Genomic DNA, 16,375 nt, shown 5'->3' on the forward strand with positions numbered 1-16,375 from the left:
GTAAATTCAACAAGGTGCCCGCTATCCGCGCAGGCACCTTGTTTTATACGCTTGTATTGTGTGGCTAATCCAGACGGGGAAGGGCTTCCTTCGCCGGTCCTTCAATCACATCGCCCCGGAAGGAATACCGCGACCCGTGGCAAGGACAATCCCATGTCCGCTCCGCATCATTCCATTCCACCTCGCACCCCATATGCTTGCAAGTGGTATCTACGATATACAGCTTCCCGTTCGCTTCCCGGTAAGCCCCGGCTCTTTTGCCGTTCACTTGTACGACAGACCCTTCCCCAGGCTCCAATTCCTCCGGATGTCTTCGTACCAGCTCAAGCTTGCCCGCGGCCAGGTTAACCGCTACGTTAGCATTTTGAGATATGAAGGTTTTCAGGCTCGGATCGGCATGAAACCGACGGGGAGTGAACACTTCTTCATAAGGGCTCTTCTCGCCTGCAATGAGCTTCGTGTTCAGTATCGCGGACGCAATGCTGTTCGTCATCCCCCATTTTCGGAAGCCGGTAGCTATCAGATGGTTGGGAACATCAGGCCACTGCAGCCCGATGTAGGGCATTTTATCCAAAGTATAAATATCCTGGGCGGACCACCGGTACAAAATCTCCCGGATTCCGAACGATTGCTGGCCGAACCTCTGAAGATTCTCATAATACTGGAAGGTGCACTGTCCCTGTCCGGTCTTGTGCCCTTCACCGCCTATGAGAACAGCAGGCTCGCCGTCGATGAGCAGGGGTCTTAGCGAACGCTTCGGATTTTCCGCACTGAGATACATCCCTCCGGGGTACGGATTCTTGGTGCGTACGGCAAGCACGTAAGACCGCTCCGCGTGGAGCCGTGCAAAATACAATCCCTTCATATCCTGGTACGGAAAATGAGTGGCGCTGACTACATAATGACAGGAGACTTGGGGTCCCTGCTTCGTCTTCACAACCGCGGGCGTCTCCAAGGTCGACTCGATCACTGTGGTCTCCTCGTATAGATGTCCCCCCATCCGGATAATCTCCTCCGCCAGCTTGACCAGAAACGGAACCGGATTGAAACGGGCCTGACGGTTCATAATGACGGCCGCCCTGGTTGCAAAAGGAAGCGGGGTGGAGGAGACGATTTCTCCCGGAATCCCCAGCTTCTCATAAGCCTTGTATTCATTCTCAATCTTCTGAACGTAATCCTCTTGGCTCGTATAGACGTAAGCATCCTCTTCACTGAACTGGCAATCGATATTCAGTTCGGCGACGGTATCCTTCACAAACGTGATAGCCTCTTGGTTGGCTTCATAATACAGGCGAGCCTTCTCCAGCCCGAAGTGAGAGATGAACTCGTCATAGATCAGATCATGCTGGGCCGTCACTTTGGCGGTGGTCGAGCCTGTGGTCCCTTGGAGAATACGGCCTGCGTTCAGGACGACGACCTTCATGCCCCGCTTGGCCAGCAAATAAGCGGTTGTGATTCCGGTTATTCCCCCTCCGATGACTGCGACATCCGCTTGCATATTTTCAGTTAGCTCCGGGAAGCGGGGAACATTCATGGAGCGAAGCCAGTAAGAATCGGGGAATTGCGGCAGGCCGCCGACGGAGGACTCTTTATGCAAAGTCATGGTACATTTGCTCCTTATTTCCAATTTTGTTGCATAGGTTGTCCTGGACCTGCAGATTCTATTCCTTTCATGTGCCTAATGATGGGAACGGATTTGTTTGCGGTATTGCAGCGGGGTCATATGCGCACATTTTTTAAACACCCGGTTAAAATGTCCTACCTGCTTGTAGCCTACGGTCTCCGCAATGGCAATAATTTTCTCGTCTGTCTCTGCCAGAAGCCGCTGCGCTTCCTTTACCCGGGCCATCTGGATATATTCCACGACGCCGACCCCGGTCAACCTTTTGAACATGCGGCAAAGATAATAAGGGCTTATGTAAAACTGCTCGGAGAGCTTGGCAATCGTGATGTCCTCCATATAATGCTTCCTCATATAACGGGCCGCTTGCGTAATCTTGCCGTGAAGCGGATTGGACGGGTCGGATTCGCGCTCATGGTGGTCTCCCCAACGGCATATCATAAGCAGCAGCTCGCTGAGAAGTGCCCTAACGAACATCGAATAGCCGGTCGAGCCGTTTTTTAATTCATGCTTCATTTTGAACATCAGGCTTTTTACGGCGTCCTGCTCGTCTCGGCTCAGCTTCATCACCCCGGAACCGCACGGAAAAGGCAGGACGGCAGGCTCATCTTCCATGGGATGATTGATAAAGTCTTCCGTAAAGTTGATAAGAAGCCTTTCGTGGCCGGGATTGCCGCGATCTGCGGTATGATGCAGCTCATTTTTGTTGATGATGACCAAATCTCCTTTTTGCGCCGCCAGCACACGGTCCTGAATGAAATAATTGCGCTCGCCGGAGAGTAAAAAGTAAATTTCATAGTGCTTTTCATGAACATGGCTTTTTTTCTGATCATACGGATGTTTGCGCAGCAGGTGGCTGAAATGAAATGTTCGGCGCGCATTGTTGTACTGGAACAATGTGTACTCTTGCATTTCCGGATACCCCTTTCCACAAAGGCCGTTTTTCGCAATATAAGTGAAGAATGCCGGTTTCGAGCAATTTACTGGCAAGAAAACTATTACCGGTTGCTTTACAATAATGAAAACCCTTTCAAATACTCATGTAGAGGTGAGATTATGCGCGCAAAAGCTAACATTATGATGGCAGGCTGTCTGGTCCTTACCAGCTGGCTTGCGGGATGCTTCAATAATCAACCGGCAGGCAAGCCGGCGGAACCATCCGTCGATTTGAGCCAGCCTGCGGAGCTTGTATTTTACTCCAATAGCGGGGACACGGTAGAAAGCTTCGACGACCGGTTCGGCAACGCGATCCGCAAAAAATTTCCTCAATATAAAATTACGTACCTGCAAAAGACAAAAGGCCAAACGTTGGATGAGCTGATGGCCGCCAATGCGCCGATTGATATTTACTGGGAATCGGTCGGACAGTTCGTCAGCGGATTGATAAAGTACAAGCTGGAGTATGATATGACCCCGCTTATCCAAAAAAACAATGTGGACTTAAGCCGCTTTGAGCCGACGACCATAGAGGCCATGAAGGCGATTTCGAATGGCGGGATGTACGGCCTTCCCGTATCCAATAATAATATGGCGCTCTTTTATAACAAGGATATCTTCGATCGCTTTGGAGTTCCGTATCCTAAAGACGGCATGACATGGGACGACGTGGTCGAGCTGAACAAGAAGCTTACACGTACCGATAACGGCAAAGCCTACCTTGGCTTCGGCATGTCCAACATTCACTATTTCCGGCTGAACTCCTTCTCCATTCCCTATGTAGACCCTAAGACCGAAAAGGCCACCATTACCGATCCCCGCTGGAAAACGATCTATGAATCGGCCATTTTAAGGCCTGCACAGCTGGAAGGGTTCCAGGCGAGCATCGAAAGCAGAAACCTGCTGCCTGAGGCGGATACGATGTTCTGGAAGGATCAAACGGTTGCCATGTATGGCTACCAGTCCTACTTGTTCGTGCAAAAGGATTTGTCCAATCTGAATTGGGACATGGTCTCCTACCCGACCTTTAAAGAGCTGCCCGGGGTAGGATCGCAATCTTATCCTACGTATTTCAGCATTACGAACACAAGCAAGTATAAGGAGCAGGCCATGGAGGTCATCAAATATTTGATATCGGTGGAATTCCAGACCGAGCTGTCCAAGAAGGGCATTATGACCGTCTTGACCGATAAAAACGTCCAGAGCGTGTTCGGCCAAGCGGGATATGCTAAAGATAAGAACCTGAAATCGGTATTCTTCAACCAATTCGCCCCGATATCTCCCAAAACGTTATATGACGCCGAAGCCGAAAAAGGATTCCGCGCTCCGCTCATTCCGCTGGCCCAGGGCAAGAAGGATATCAACACCGCATTCCGCGAGATAGAGGAGAGTGTCGCCAAAACCATCGCCGATATGAAAAAATAAAACCGTTACTCGGAAGAAGGGGCCCTCCGCATAGCCGGAAGGCCCTTTCTATTTCGTTAAGCAGGCTTACACACAAGCACTCTGCCTGCATGAGGCTCCATGCGAATGTGAATCTCCCCGCTGAACTCGCCAAGCTCCTCATCCGTCCAATAATCGCTTACCCGGTAGGTGCCTTCAAGCGCAGCATGCATCTCCCGGCCTTCATCCTCCCAGTTGAAAAGACACAGCGTCAGATGATCCTCCTGCTGAATTCTGCCCACGGTAAAGCTCGTGTCATCGAAGCGAGCTGCTTTGCCGGTATCGGCGATAAGCTTCTTCAATACCCGGATATTGGACTCCGAGAGCTGGTACAGCAAATCACCGCTTAGAATCATGCCGCCGGAAGCCGCAATAAATGCCTTATGAAATTCAAACTCCTGCTCGGTCAGTGTCGATTTCTTAATGACGACCTCCCCATTTTTTCGGCCGGTCAAATCCAGGCTCTCCAGAACGATGACGTCAGGATCGTTATACCATAGCGTATCATGCTGCCAATTGCGGTAAAACAGCTCCCGGGCGTTGTTCGAAACATGCTTCCAGTCTCTGAAAATATCATTTGTCACCCGATTGCCGTGAATCAGTCCGAGAATCGGCCAGAACGGCGCATTGCAGCCCAAGATGAAGCTGTCGTGCCCCACCTCGTCAACGATGGCCTTCATCCCCTGGCGGAACGCTTCAACCCTTGTCGCCTTCGGATCATAACGGACTCCTCCCGGCAAGCAGCCGTAAGCCAGGAAATCCAGCTTGAAGTAACGTATTCCCCACTCGTCATGCATGACCCTGGAAATATGCCGCAAATAGTTCTGCACTTCAGGGTGGGTTCCGTCCAGCATATACCATTCGCGCTTGCGCCCGATCTCGTTAAACGGATTCCCCTCCTCGTCACGTACGAGCCAGTCCGGATGCTCCTTGAACAGGTTCGATTCCGTGCTCACAATAAATGGAGAAATATAGCCTGCCGCTTCCACCCCTTCCGCTCTTATCCCTTCGCAGATCGTTTTCATATCCGCGCCTAGGGAAGCCCTCGGAATGAGCCAGTCCCCGTTATGCGCCTCGTATCCCCCGTCGATTTGAATCCGCTTCAGCTCGGGGATCCGCTCGGCAATGCCGCGGGCATTCTCGTACAAGCCCAGAGCATTCATCGGCCGTAAGCAGTAATAAGAGCACCAGCCGCTGGGGATTTCGGGATATGTTTTCCGCGGATGATTGCTTTGAATGTCTCCGGCGAGCCGTTCATACAGCGTATGAGGGTCCGGGCTGCTGATAGCGATAAACGACTCCAGCTCCCAGGATTGCCCCGGCTCCAATTCTAGCCCTTCGGTATCCATCACAATTTCCATATAATTGTCCTTAAAGCGAAACTCCCCTACAAAACGGTTGCATGAAGTAAACGCCAGCAGGATAGGGTCCTGATGCTCCGGCGACAACTGAATCAGATTGTACACCGTCCACAAATGCTCGTTATACCGCGTTCTTGGCAGCCGGAAAAAGTCCCAATCCGTCCCGTAGGCTCCTAATAATTGGGGAGATGCCAGCGTCCCTTCGTATTGGCACAGCATCATAAAGCCCTCTCCATAAAAAGGTGTCTCCGGCTTCAACGCCAGCTCGCCGGCGAACAGAACCGCCTCCTGGATTCGAAACGGTTGATTCGAGGTGTTGACCACCCTGGCCTTCAGCCTGTCTCCATGCCATTCCTGTTCTATTCGCACATCCGTCTCTGCCGCCACCGTACCATCCGATAAGCGGATGCTTGAGCCGCTTGTTTTGATAACGCTTACAATCAGCATGAAATAAACTCCCTCCTCTTAGTCGATGCGCCCATACTCGAATACCGCTCTCATTTTACCGCATGCTCCACTGGATTTGTATGTTATTATTTATGATATTCCTGTAAAAATCTGAGGTGGTCTTATGATAGTTTCATTAATTGCAGCCATGGCCAAAAACCGCGTGATCGGTCGTGACGCGGATATCCCTTGGCATATTCCCGGCGAGCAAAAACGGTTTAAAGAGCTGACTATGGGGAAAACGATGATTATGGGGCGGTTAACGTACGAATCCATTGGCAAGCCTTTGCCGGGACGAAATACCATTGTCATTTCCAAATCAAAGCATATCGAGCTGGACCGCTGCACTACGGTCTCTTCCCTGCAGGATGCCCTCGGTCTTGTTCGGGATCAGGATGAGGTGTTCGTCGCCGGCGGCGGGCAAATCTACGCCGAAGCGATGCCGCTGGCCGATACCATCTATCTGACCGTTCTTGATGAAGAGGTCCCCGGTAATATATATTTCCCGCCGTTTGATCCCGATGATTTCATTGTCACCTATGAGCAGCATGTGGACGCCTCTATCCCTTACACCAATTATACGTTGGTGAGGAAAAAAACGGTGTAATCCCCTGCACTGCAGCAATACCCGCATGCCTTCTCAGAAGGCTGCGGGTATTGTTATTAGTTCAAAAAGTATTCCTAGCAGCAGCGGGATACCTTGCCGCCTTTGGCATTGTAGCGCGCTTCCTGCGCTTCGCGGAAAAATTGCTCCCTCGTTTGTACCGGTTCGTCCGGATGGCATTCCTGCATATGCTCAACATATCGCTCATAATTAGGCATCCCTACCAGCAGATCGAGAAACTGATTCCGGTATTTCAGCACTTCCTTCACGGCCTCAAACATATTTAGGCACCTCCCCGCCGGATTGACCGCCCCGCTCCACATACGGCGCTTCCACCAACGGAGCCGGCTTATGGTTCAGCACCCGGAACCACACCCGGATGGAGGAGATCAGGACGGCGATAACGATAAGCATGAACAAGCCGCACAGAATGGCGTCCAAATAGTCGCTTGTAATGATCTGCTGCATTTGCGCCGGATTTTTGGCTGGCGCCAGCAGCTTGCCGCTGTTCAATGCATCCTTGTAAAGCCGGGCGTGCGACAGGAAGCCGATATTGGTCGCCTTATGAAACAGCTTCTGCCAGCCTGCACTTAAAGTAACGATTAGCAGCCAGGCCGTCGGCAGCATCGTAACCCATGCATATTTCTTTTTCCCCATTTTGAACAAGATCGTCGTGCCGAGCAGAAGCGCCATACCGGCGAGCATTTGGTTGGCGATTCCGAACAATGCCCATAAGGAGTTGATGCCTCCGAGCGGATCGATAACTCCTTGATACAGGAAGTACCCCCAGCCTGCGACACAGATGGCGGTCGCCACGACATTGCCGGCCATCGACTCTGTATTGCCGAGAGGTTTAACGACGCTGCCGAGAATTTCCTGGATCATGAACCGGCCGACCCGGGTTCCCGCATCGATCGTCGTCAGGATGAACAACGCTTCGAACAGAATGGCAAAGTGATACCAAAAAGCCATCAAGGCTTTACCGCCAATGACATTGGATAGGATGTGGGCCATCCCGATAGCGAACGTAGGAGCGCCGCCTGTACGGGAAATAATGGTGCTTTCGCCGACATCCTTGGCCATGGTGGTCAAATCGTCAGGTGTAATCGTGAAGCCCCAGGAGCTGATTGTTGCCGCTGCCTTCACCGCGTCGGTTCCGATAGCTGCAGCCGGGCTGTTAATGGCAAAATAGGTGCCTGGCGTAATGACGCAAGCGGCAATCAACGCCATAATCGCTACGAAGGATTCCATCAGCATAGCGCCATAACCGATCGGACGGGCATGGGATTCGCGCTCCAGCATCTTCGGTGTCGTTCCGGAGGAAACCAGCGCATGGAAACCGGAGACGGCGCCGCAAGCAATCGTAATAAACAGAAACGGGAACAGGTTGCCAGCGAATACAGGCCCGGTTCCATCCAAAAATTTCGTCGTCGCCGGCATCGCAAGATCGGGCATAACGACAAGAATACCAAGCGCAAGGCCCGCAATCGTGCCGATCTTCAAGAACGTGCTCAAGTAGTCGCGCGGCGCTAGAAGCAGCCATACCGGAATGGCGGACGCGATAAAGCCGTAAGCAATCATCATCAGGGCGATCGTCTCGCCGCTGAAGCTGAACATGGCGGATAACGCCGGGCTCTCAGCTACGTATTTCCCTGCAATAAGCGACGCCAGGAGGAGAATTACTCCCATGATGGAAGCCTCCAATACGCGTCCCGGACGAATAAAGCGCATGTACAATCCCATGAGTATGGCAATCGGAATCGTCGCTGCAATAGTAAACATGCCCCACGGACTTCCGATCAATGCTTTAACAACGACGAGCGCAAGAACGGCCAGCAGAATGACCATGATGCCAAGAATCCCGATCATAGCGATGATACCGGTTACAGAGCCGAGCTCGTCCTTGATCATTTCGCCGAGCGACTTCCCGTTACGCCGTGTGGAAGCGAACAGGATGACAAAATCCTGAACGGCTCCGCCCAATATAACCCCGATAATAATCCACAGCGTTCCGGGCAAATATCCCATCTGGGCTGCCAATACCGGCCCGACAAGCGGCCCCGCTCCGGCTATTGCCGCAAAATGATGGCCGAACAGAACCCACTTATTCGTCGGCACATAGTCCTTGCCGTCATTTTTGATCTCGGCAGGCGTTTTTCGGTTATCGTCCAATCCGAACACTTTATTAGCAAGAAATTTGCTGTAGAAGCGATAGGCCACCGCATAAAAAGCAACCGCCGCCACCACGAGCCAAATGGCATTGATCGATTCTCCCCTGTTCAAAGCCAGCGCGGCAAAGCCGAAAGCCCCCAGTATAGAAATAAGCCCCCATACCACGATGGATTTTATGCCTTTAGCCATAAGGATACCCCTCCATAATCGAACAAAAAATTTGAACATGATGCGTATGATAACGCTTGCATGTAGTATAGCTCGATTTATTTTCCGTGAATACCGTTATGACGCATCATGTTCAAAATCATGCTCAAGATGTTAAATTTCCAGCTTCAAACGCAGGTCCTTTACATAGTTGCGGCTGACGGGAACCATGCTTTGGCGGGAGTCATTCATCATGACGTTGTAGGCTCCATTAACCCAGGATTTCAACTCCGCTATCGCTTCCATATGGATCAGATAGCTTTTGTGACAGCGGAAAAAGCCGTAAGGGAGCAGCTTCTCCTCCAAATCCTGAAGCGTATAAGCGGCATCATAAGCATGATCTCTCGTATGCACCTGGACATGCTTGCCTTCCTTGCTTATATATACGATGTCCTTCGGCGAAACATACTTGATTCCTCCCTCTACCTCAAGAGCAAGCTTGACGCTTGCCGGCTGCACGTGCCGAGCCGTTTCCGCCGGTGCTTTGACCCTTGGTCCCTGCTCCGCCCGGCGCAGCTCCTTGAATACACTAAAGACATCCCTATCGTCATAGGGCTTCAAAATATAATGAAACGCGCGCAGCCGGAACGCTTCGACGGCATATTGATCGTAAGCGGTCGAGAACACGATCTTGACCTGCGGGTTCAGCTCCGCAATGACCTGGGCCACTTGAAGCCCGTTCAAATCCGGCATTTCCATATCCAGAAACAGTACATCCGGCAAGAATTCCTTCACCTTCTTGATCGCATCCATGCCCCCGGCCGCTTGAATCACGCGATCCACATCGTCCACTTGTTCGATCAGGTAGGCTAATTCCTCTCGGGCCGGCGCTTCATCATCGGCAATGACTATTGTCCATCCCATGGTTGTCTCCTCACCTTGAAGCTGATTTTCGTTCCTTCATTGGGCTTGCTTTTAATGTCCAGCGCATGCTCCATCCCGTAATGATACCGAAGCCGCTGTTCAATATTGCTGAGCGCTATTCCTGCATGCTCCTCCCCCTGCTGTGGACCGGACTGCATGCCGATTCCATTATCCTCTACCGTAACGAGAATCCCGGGCTCGTCTCCTTCCGTCACGTTCTTGATGGACAGCTTAACGATACCGGGCCTGCTTGAATGCTTGAGTCCGTGTACAAGAGCGTTCTCAACCAGCGGCTGTATAGAAAATGGGGGAATCAGCTCATCCTGCACCTGCTCGTCTATATCCGTCACAAAATGCAGCCGGTCGCCCAGCCTCGCTTTGGTCAACGTCAAATAAGCGGTTACCATCTCCAGCTCATCGCGAATCGGAACCAGCGTTTTGCTGCTGTTATTCATGTTGTTTCTCATCCATTTGGACAGATGCATGACCAGCTGCCTTGCATCGTCCGGCCTGGTGCGGATATACGACTTGACCGTGTTCAATACATTGAACAGAAAATGAGGGCTCATTTGAGCCTGCAAGGATCGAATCTCAGCATCCGCCAGCAGCTGGGAATGGCGTTCCGCCTCCACGAACGTATATTGCTGAGATAGCAGCTGTGCCAACGATTTCAGCATTCTGCGGCGGGAAGGGCTATCGTCCTGCTGTCTCGGATAAAACAAGCGAAAGAACCCGATAGGCTTGTTCCTCTGCGACTCGATAGGCAGGTCGATCCAATAAGGCGTTCTTCGGCCTTCCATCACCTGCTCTTTTCCGTTTTTGTAGAAAAAAGCGCCCACCGCCAGCGTTTCCTCGTGAAGAATAACGGTAATGGCCTGAATGGCCTTATCCATATCCAATTTCCACAGCGGCATCGTCATATCGGCGATATGCAGCGCCTTTCGTGCATGCTCGTTACCGATCCGGTCCTCTTCGCTTTCTATGGTGTTGTGCACCATGAAAAACATCGCCACTCCCGTACTGTTGGCTATCGTTTGCGGGATACCGATCAGCAGAACCAGCCCCAAAGCCTCGTCCCAAGGCCTGGAAAGCAGCAGGATCAGCGCCATTTGAAGCAATTCTCCCACCAGCCCGACGATAAACGCCAATGCCACCGAAGACATATTGCGGAATCTTCTTTTTAAGGCATTCCGGCACAAGCCGCCTAGCAAGCCTTGCAGGATAGGAGCCAAGCCGCAGGCTACCGCCACAAAGCCTCCCAAGGAAAAGCGGTGCAGACCGGCAACGGCTCCGACGATCACGCCGCTTTTGACGCCTCCAAGCAGCCCGGCGATCATAACGCCAACCGTACGAGAATTGGCTATAGCCGCCGACGGGGCGACACTTTCTATCCAAGGCGCCGGTTGATAAGCATATTGGGAGACCTCCACTCCCGAATAGGTGCCGAGAATGGAATATAAGCTGAAAAAAACAAGAAAGCGCCAATGATTGCGTTTATCGCCTTGATAGCTCATGTAGCTTCTCATCCATTTGCTCCGCGAAAAGACGAAAGCGGTCGCAATAAGAAATCCGACGCGTTCGAGCATATCGACCAGTAAGTGAAACATAAGCTAGCTCCTTATTGGATATGTAGACTGCCCTCCTATTATACATCGTTCCCGCTCCGCTTAAACTAGCTGTTTCAACAACGATATGGCCCCCACAAAGCAGGGCAAGTCTATTGAGAAGGCTATAGAGCTTGAACTATTGCTGGTATACTCCCGTGTTGGTGGGCAGCCCCGAATTGATGTATCTCTATGGTCAACAAAAAAAGCCGCCCCATCGGGTACGGCTGCCGTCCTGTGCTTCTAAAAGTCGCTTTACTTTACGACTACGATATCCTCCTCGTTAGCATGACGCCACTCCATGGAGTCAAAAGAGATCCAATCGACATGAACTAATCCAATCAAGGAAGCGAATTGATGCGCAGGAGGAATGTCGCCGAAAATAGCATCTTCATGCTCGTTAATAAATATGGATTCCAAATCCTCCAATGATGTTTCTTGATCCATAACCAATTCTTTGATGACGCGAATATCGTAAAGATTTCTCTTCACTTCGATTTCATCCGTCCAATCGCATTGGTAATCAAACACAAGCTCTGCTTTTTTGAATATTTTCAGTTCCCAGCCATGATCTTCCGCATAAATATAATGGACCAAAAGGCCAGGGTTATAGGAAACAATCGCTTCATCCGCCTGAAAGGGCTCTCCGTCAATCACAAACGTAACCCAGCCGTTGGTCTCTTCAAATACATATCCTTTTTTACCCGTTTGATTGAGCAGCCTGACCACTTCATCTCTATCAGCCGTTTTCAAATGATAGCTTTCGCTAAATTCGCTCATGCGGACACCTTCTTTTTTTGAGGGATAGCAACCTACTCTATCATTCGACATAGAAAAATGATTTCCTTCGGGCAGAACAGTGCAACAGGGAAGTAAAACCGTACTAAAAAACCTGCAGAACGAATTCTGCAGGCTGCTCTATAGCTGTGTTACTACCTGAATATGCATTATCTCATTCTCAGAACCGCATCCCGGCCAATCATACCCGGAACGATTCCCAGCTCCTCCGCTTCGTAGGTTACCGATTCCAGAGGGGCGTTCAGCAGCTCCTCGATGGTCCGTACTCCAGTCGCCCTTCCGGCTATAATACGCCGGTCTTTCAGCCGCTCGTTCAGCAGCCCGACGTCCAAGGCTCCGCACATAATGTAGCCCTTATCCGTAGTAACCGCCAGCAAGGTGGTCTTGGGGAGCTTAACCTCAATGGCCAGAGCGGTGAAGCCGTCTAGTGAAACGGGTTCCATGCGCATCATCGTCAGCAACTCCTTCTCATTCAGCACTGTAGGTTATTGTATGTGAGTGCCCGCCCGCTTGTGAGTCAAATGGAGCGATTATCCAATATTTCAACAAAATATGCTTACACTGAAATTTTGTCTACTTTCGATGCTCAAAAAATGGTATAGTTAGTTTGTTATAGGTCTAAAGGAGGGGCATCCATGAAGTCCGATCAAAACCGAATCGGCAAACGCAGATTCCTTTTTAATGTAGACATTCTCATCGAAGACGAGACTAATGGGCGTGCTCTGGAGAGGCTGCTTCACTTGCTAAATGGAGATGACATCGAGGATTACCAAATTAAAGAAGGGGTTGAATTAGGTAAGATTATTGAACAAGCCCTGCGGGAAGCGAACAGTCAACCTAAGGAAAAGCCGGTTGAGCCCGCCAAGGAGCCGAAGCCATCGCCTGCCAAACCCAAGGAACCGAATGTTCCTCCGAAGGCGGATCCGCATCAAGCGATCTGGGATCAACTCCAGCAATTTAAGCAAAACAATTCTCTGGTTAGACTTAGTGTCGTTAAGGGAAAGGGAGTCAAGCTCAACATTCCCTGTCGTATCCTGAATTTCGACCCGCCAACTGAAAATGTTTCGGTCTATCATGTCGATGAAAAACAAGTCTATTTGTTTAAAATTAATGAAATTGACGATTTCTCCATCACCTAATATGGACAATTGAGAAAGCGTTTCAATCCGGGGTTTAGTCGGCTTTAAGCCATTCTCCTCCCCCATCTTTGATTGTGATGTTAACGTGAACAAAAAGCGAGCTTTAGGGGAAACCCAAAAGCTCGCTTATTCGTTAATCCGGCTGGCGGTCGACGCAGCCGCAGACTGAGGCTCATGCAGATCAAGCAGCAAAGCCTCTGCCTGGTCCGCGCTCAAGGGAGGGCTGAACCAGTACCCTTGAATTTCATTGCAATGGTTATGATGAAGGAAGCCGAGCTGCTCCTCCGTTTCGACTCCCTCGGCAATAACCTTGAGATTCATATGCCGCGTCATCGAGATAATGGATGCCACAATAGCGGCATCGTTCGGATCTGTCATAATGTCCCGAACGAAAGACTGGTCGATCTTCAGCTTATCGATCGGAAACCGTTTCAAATAGGACAACGAGCTGTAGCCGGTCCCGAAATCATCAATACTGATCTTGACGCCGAGAGACTTGAGCTCCAGCAGCAAGCCCGTCGCATAGTCCACGTCCATCGTGCTGCTTTCGGTAATTTCCAGCTCAAGGTACGAAGGATCAAGCCCCGTATTGCTGAGCACCTCAGCCACTTTATCGCGGAGGTTATGCTGAAGAAACTGGCGCGTCGAAAGATTAACGGAGACGGGAATATGAGCGAGCCCCTGCTTTTGCCACATCTTGTTTTGCCTGCACGCTTCCTGCAGCACCCACTCTCCTATCGGGATAATCATCCCGCTTTCCTCCGTAAAAGGGATGAAGTCCATAGGAGGGATAACTCCCTTCTCCGGATGATTCCACCGGATCAACGCTTCGAAGCCTACGATAGCTCCCGTTTTGATATCCATCTGCGGCTGGTATTTCAATTCGAATTCGTTTTGGTTTAGCGCTTTTCTTAATTCACTTTCAAGAGTCAGCCTTTGCAAGGAAACGGCCTTCATAGCCGAATGGAACACTTGAATATTGTTTTTCCCCTTATCCTTAGCCCGGGTTAATGCAATATCCGCGCATTTGGTAAGAGAGTCAGCGTCCTTCTCCTCATCGGATAACACGGCGGCTCCGATACTGGCCGTCACATGCACCTGATGCTCCTCCAACAGGAACGGCTCCACAAGCATCTCAAATATGCGCATGGCTATCGGATGGACCTCATCCGGATGCCTCAGATCCGTAAACATAAAGGCAAATTCATCGCCTTCCGTCCTTGCCAGGTAATCATTCTCCGAAATGCATCGGGAAAAACGCTCAGCCAATTGCAGCAGCAGCATGTCACCATAATCATGGCCGAAGCAGTCATTAACAATTTTGAACCGGTCTATATCAACATATAAAACAGCCAGCAAGTGCCGGTGCTGCATAGCCGAGTCAATAGCCTCATTCAGCTGGGAATGGAACATTCTTCGATTAGGCAGCCCTGTCATATCATCATAATAAGCCATGTGGCGAATACGCTCTTCCGTTCGCTTGGTCACCGTAATGTCTTGGCCGATCACGATGATTCCGCTTAACATATCGCCTTCCTTGACCGGCGCTGCGGTCGTTTCCAAATCGAGGCGGTAACCGTCCTTATGAAGCATGCCCGTCCGGAACGTCTGCGGCACCCCGCGGCGAACTTGATCTAGCGCACTCCTTGTCTTACTCAAGCTTTCCTCTGAAAGAAACGGCCACAAGGGGCCTCCTTCCATCGTCTGCTTCGTATAACCGAGAAGCTGCTCCGTGTTCCCGTTGACTTTAACGATGGTTCCTTCCTTGTCCATCAAGCAGACTACATTCGGATTATTCTCGAATAACGATTCAAATACTTTTTCATTAATCTTCATGGTTGCGCCGGTTTCCACGCTGCAAGCCTGTGCGAACCTTAGCCGAGCAATGCGATAAAGCACCAGGACGACTAACAGGTTACCAAGAGCAAGCAATCCCCATTCCATAGGACGATCGACCCACCATGCCGCACTGGCCGACAACACTAGTTGCAAGCCAACCAGCAGAAGCGGCCCTTTGTTATTCATAACCGTTAAAAAGCCTGTCCTTTTCCACATCATTGCCCCTCCTTTGCGCGGATTTTTCGACAATGAGATTCACTGCTTAATTCTACATACAGGTATGATTTTCCTGCCTCAAAATGATAATAAGTGCGTATTTCGCCATATTATGACGATTTTATCGTCAATAAGCCTTATTTACATCTCAATCATTTATACATTCTCTTTCATCTAGTTCTTTGGAACTATTTTCAAACCGTATCTGAAATTCCCTTGGGAGAGCGCAAAAAACTCCGGCCTCATTCGGCCAGAGTTCTTCTCCTGCTTCCCTATTGCTTCTTATATTGCAGCGCGGCCAGCACCAAGGACAGCCAGCCGAACAGAAAGGCGACACCGCCGAACGGGGTGATCGCACCCAGCGGCTTGATTTGCGTAACGGCGAGCACATACAGGCTGCCGGAGAACAGCACGATACCGATCAGCATCGACCATCCCGCTCTGGCCAGATGCTTGTTATTTGGCAGCATGGCTGCGATGAGACCTATGGCGATGAGCCCAAGCGAATGCATCATTTGATACTGTACGCCGGTTTCATACACCGCCAGCATGTCCGCCGGGATTTTCGTCTTGAGGGCGTGGGCACCGAAAGCTCCTAATGCCACCGACAAAAACGCACAAATGCCGCCGGTCACCACAAAGCGTGTATTCATGTTATCTACCTCCGATATGGCAATTCCATCACGATCCTCTTGCACATACCATCATATCCGATTTCCGATCCTGTTGCCAATGAGACCGGTGGCTGCTCAGCCCCTAGGAGCTGAAATTAGAAAATCTGGCCAACGTCATGCTGACCGATAATAAGCGTTACCGGCTCCAAATAGACACGGGTAACCGCAGGGCTTACCATTAAATCCGTCTCGATATTGACGATACTAACCTTTTGCTGCTTCCCTTCCCGCTTGTCATACACGACCTCGAACTGGCGGAGCCCCAATTGATGCGTAATGACCGAAGAGCCCACAGACAAGGCAACCAGCTCGTGCTCCCCATGGTGGAACAGGACCTCCGACATAATCTCGTCATTCATATCCACAATTTTGACCGATTGGAAAATAGAATATTGCATACATATGCCTCCCTTTGTTTATCCTGCATGCACTCCATTTCGACGCAATCCG

15 protein-coding genes are annotated in these 16,375 nt (G+C 50.7%); 3 read left to right on the forward strand and 12 right to left on the reverse strand.

What is annotated here, in order from left to right; all coding sequences use genetic code 11:
• Positions 1 to 64: 64 nt before the first annotated feature.
• Together ABEA66_RS06115 and ABEA66_RS06120 are read right to left on the reverse strand one after the other, a co-directional pair.
• Positions 65 to 1,603 (reverse strand): FAD-dependent oxidoreductase, encoded by a 1,539-nt coding sequence (locus tag ABEA66_RS06115; protein WP_345586906.1) that lies wholly within the window; start codon positions 1,601 to 1,603, stop codon positions 65 to 67.
• A 75-nt stretch (positions 1,604 to 1,678) separates the two neighbouring features.
• Entirely contained in the window at positions 1,679 to 2,533 is an 855-nt protein-coding gene (locus tag ABEA66_RS06120; RefSeq protein ID WP_192701186.1) for an AraC family transcriptional regulator, read from the reverse strand.
• 144 nt (positions 2,534 to 2,677) lie between these two features.
• Here ABEA66_RS06120 and ABEA66_RS06125 point away from each other — a divergent pair, with 144 nt between their 5' ends.
• The gene (locus tag ABEA66_RS06125; protein WP_345586907.1) at positions 2,678 to 3,982 is read left to right on the forward strand and encodes an ABC transporter substrate-binding protein; all 1,305 of its coding nucleotides are present in this window, start codon (positions 2,678 to 2,680) and stop codon (positions 3,980 to 3,982) included.
• Positions 3,983 to 4,038: 56 nt separating this feature from the next.
• On the opposite strand, the gene ABEA66_RS06130 is transcribed toward ABEA66_RS06125, so the two are convergent.
• Positions 4,039 to 5,808, reverse strand: a complete 1,770-nt coding sequence (locus ABEA66_RS06130; protein WP_345586908.1) for a glycoside hydrolase family 36 protein — start codon at positions 5,806 to 5,808, stop codon at positions 4,039 to 4,041.
• A gap of 124 nt (positions 5,809 to 5,932) precedes the next feature.
• Here ABEA66_RS06130 and ABEA66_RS06135 point away from each other — a divergent pair, with 124 nt between their 5' ends.
• A complete protein-coding gene (locus ABEA66_RS06135; RefSeq protein ID WP_345586909.1) occupies positions 5,933 to 6,415 on the forward strand; it encodes a dihydrofolate reductase in 483 nt (160 codons plus the stop codon).
• Positions 6,416 to 6,489: 74 nt separating this feature from the next.
• On the opposite strand, the gene ABEA66_RS06140 is transcribed toward ABEA66_RS06135, so the two are convergent.
• The 6 genes from ABEA66_RS06140 to ABEA66_RS06165 form a co-directional block, all read right to left on the reverse strand.
• Entirely contained in the window at positions 6,490 to 6,693 is a 204-nt protein-coding gene (locus ABEA66_RS06140; protein WP_079908322.1) for a YbdD/YjiX family protein, read from the reverse strand.
• On the reverse strand, positions 6,686 to 8,773 hold the full coding sequence (locus ABEA66_RS06145; protein ID WP_345586910.1) for a carbon starvation CstA family protein: 2,088 nt from the start codon (positions 8,771 to 8,773) through the stop codon (positions 6,686 to 6,688). Before ABEA66_RS06145 ends, ABEA66_RS06140 begins: the two co-directional genes overlap by 8 nt.
• Positions 8,774 to 8,905: 132 nt before the next feature.
• Positions 8,906 to 9,655, reverse strand: a complete 750-nt coding sequence (locus ABEA66_RS06150; RefSeq protein WP_345586911.1) for a LytR/AlgR family response regulator transcription factor — start codon at positions 9,653 to 9,655, stop codon at positions 8,906 to 8,908.
• Positions 9,640 to 11,262: a LytS/YhcK type 5TM receptor domain-containing protein gene (locus ABEA66_RS06155; protein ID WP_345586912.1), complete on the reverse strand. Its 1,623-nt coding sequence runs from the start codon at positions 11,260 to 11,262 to the stop codon at positions 9,640 to 9,642. Before ABEA66_RS06155 ends, ABEA66_RS06150 begins: the two co-directional genes overlap by 16 nt.
• A 252-nt stretch (positions 11,263 to 11,514) precedes the next feature.
• Positions 11,515 to 12,039, reverse strand: coding sequence for a hypothetical protein (locus ABEA66_RS06160; RefSeq protein WP_345586913.1), 525 nt, complete (start codon positions 12,037 to 12,039; stop codon positions 11,515 to 11,517).
• Between the two features lie 167 nt (positions 12,040 to 12,206).
• Positions 12,207 to 12,509, reverse strand: a complete 303-nt coding sequence (locus tag ABEA66_RS06165) for a YunC family protein (protein WP_079908317.1) — start codon at positions 12,507 to 12,509, stop codon at positions 12,207 to 12,209.
• Between the two features lie 183 nt (positions 12,510 to 12,692).
• On the opposite strand from ABEA66_RS06165, the gene ABEA66_RS06170 reads away from it, so the two are divergent.
• A complete protein-coding gene (locus ABEA66_RS06170) occupies positions 12,693 to 13,196 on the forward strand; it encodes a hypothetical protein (protein WP_345586914.1) in 504 nt (167 codons plus the stop codon).
• A 126-nt stretch (positions 13,197 to 13,322) separates the two neighbouring features.
• Here the strand turns inward: ABEA66_RS06170 and ABEA66_RS06175 are convergent, their stop codons facing one another.
• From ABEA66_RS06175 to ABEA66_RS06185, 3 genes are all read right to left on the reverse strand, one after another.
• Positions 13,323 to 15,254 carry an EAL domain-containing protein gene (locus tag ABEA66_RS06175; protein ID WP_345586915.1) on the reverse strand — a complete coding sequence of 644 codons (1,932 nt, stop codon included), beginning with the start codon at positions 15,252 to 15,254 and terminating at the stop codon, positions 13,323 to 13,325.
• 269 nt (positions 15,255 to 15,523) lie between these two features.
• Positions 15,524 to 15,904 (reverse strand): DUF423 domain-containing protein, encoded by a 381-nt coding sequence (locus ABEA66_RS06180; protein ID WP_079908314.1) that lies wholly within the window; start codon positions 15,902 to 15,904, stop codon positions 15,524 to 15,526.
• A 116-nt stretch (positions 15,905 to 16,020) separates the two neighbouring features.
• A complete protein-coding gene (locus ABEA66_RS06185; RefSeq protein ID WP_079908313.1) occupies positions 16,021 to 16,323 on the reverse strand; it encodes a hypothetical protein in 303 nt (100 codons plus the stop codon).
• Positions 16,324 to 16,375 lie beyond the last annotated feature (52 nt).

This window comes from Paenibacillus vulneris (genome assembly GCF_039543185.1).
GTDB lineage: Bacteria > Bacillota > Bacilli > Paenibacillales > NBRC-103111 > Paenibacillus_S > Paenibacillus_S vulneris.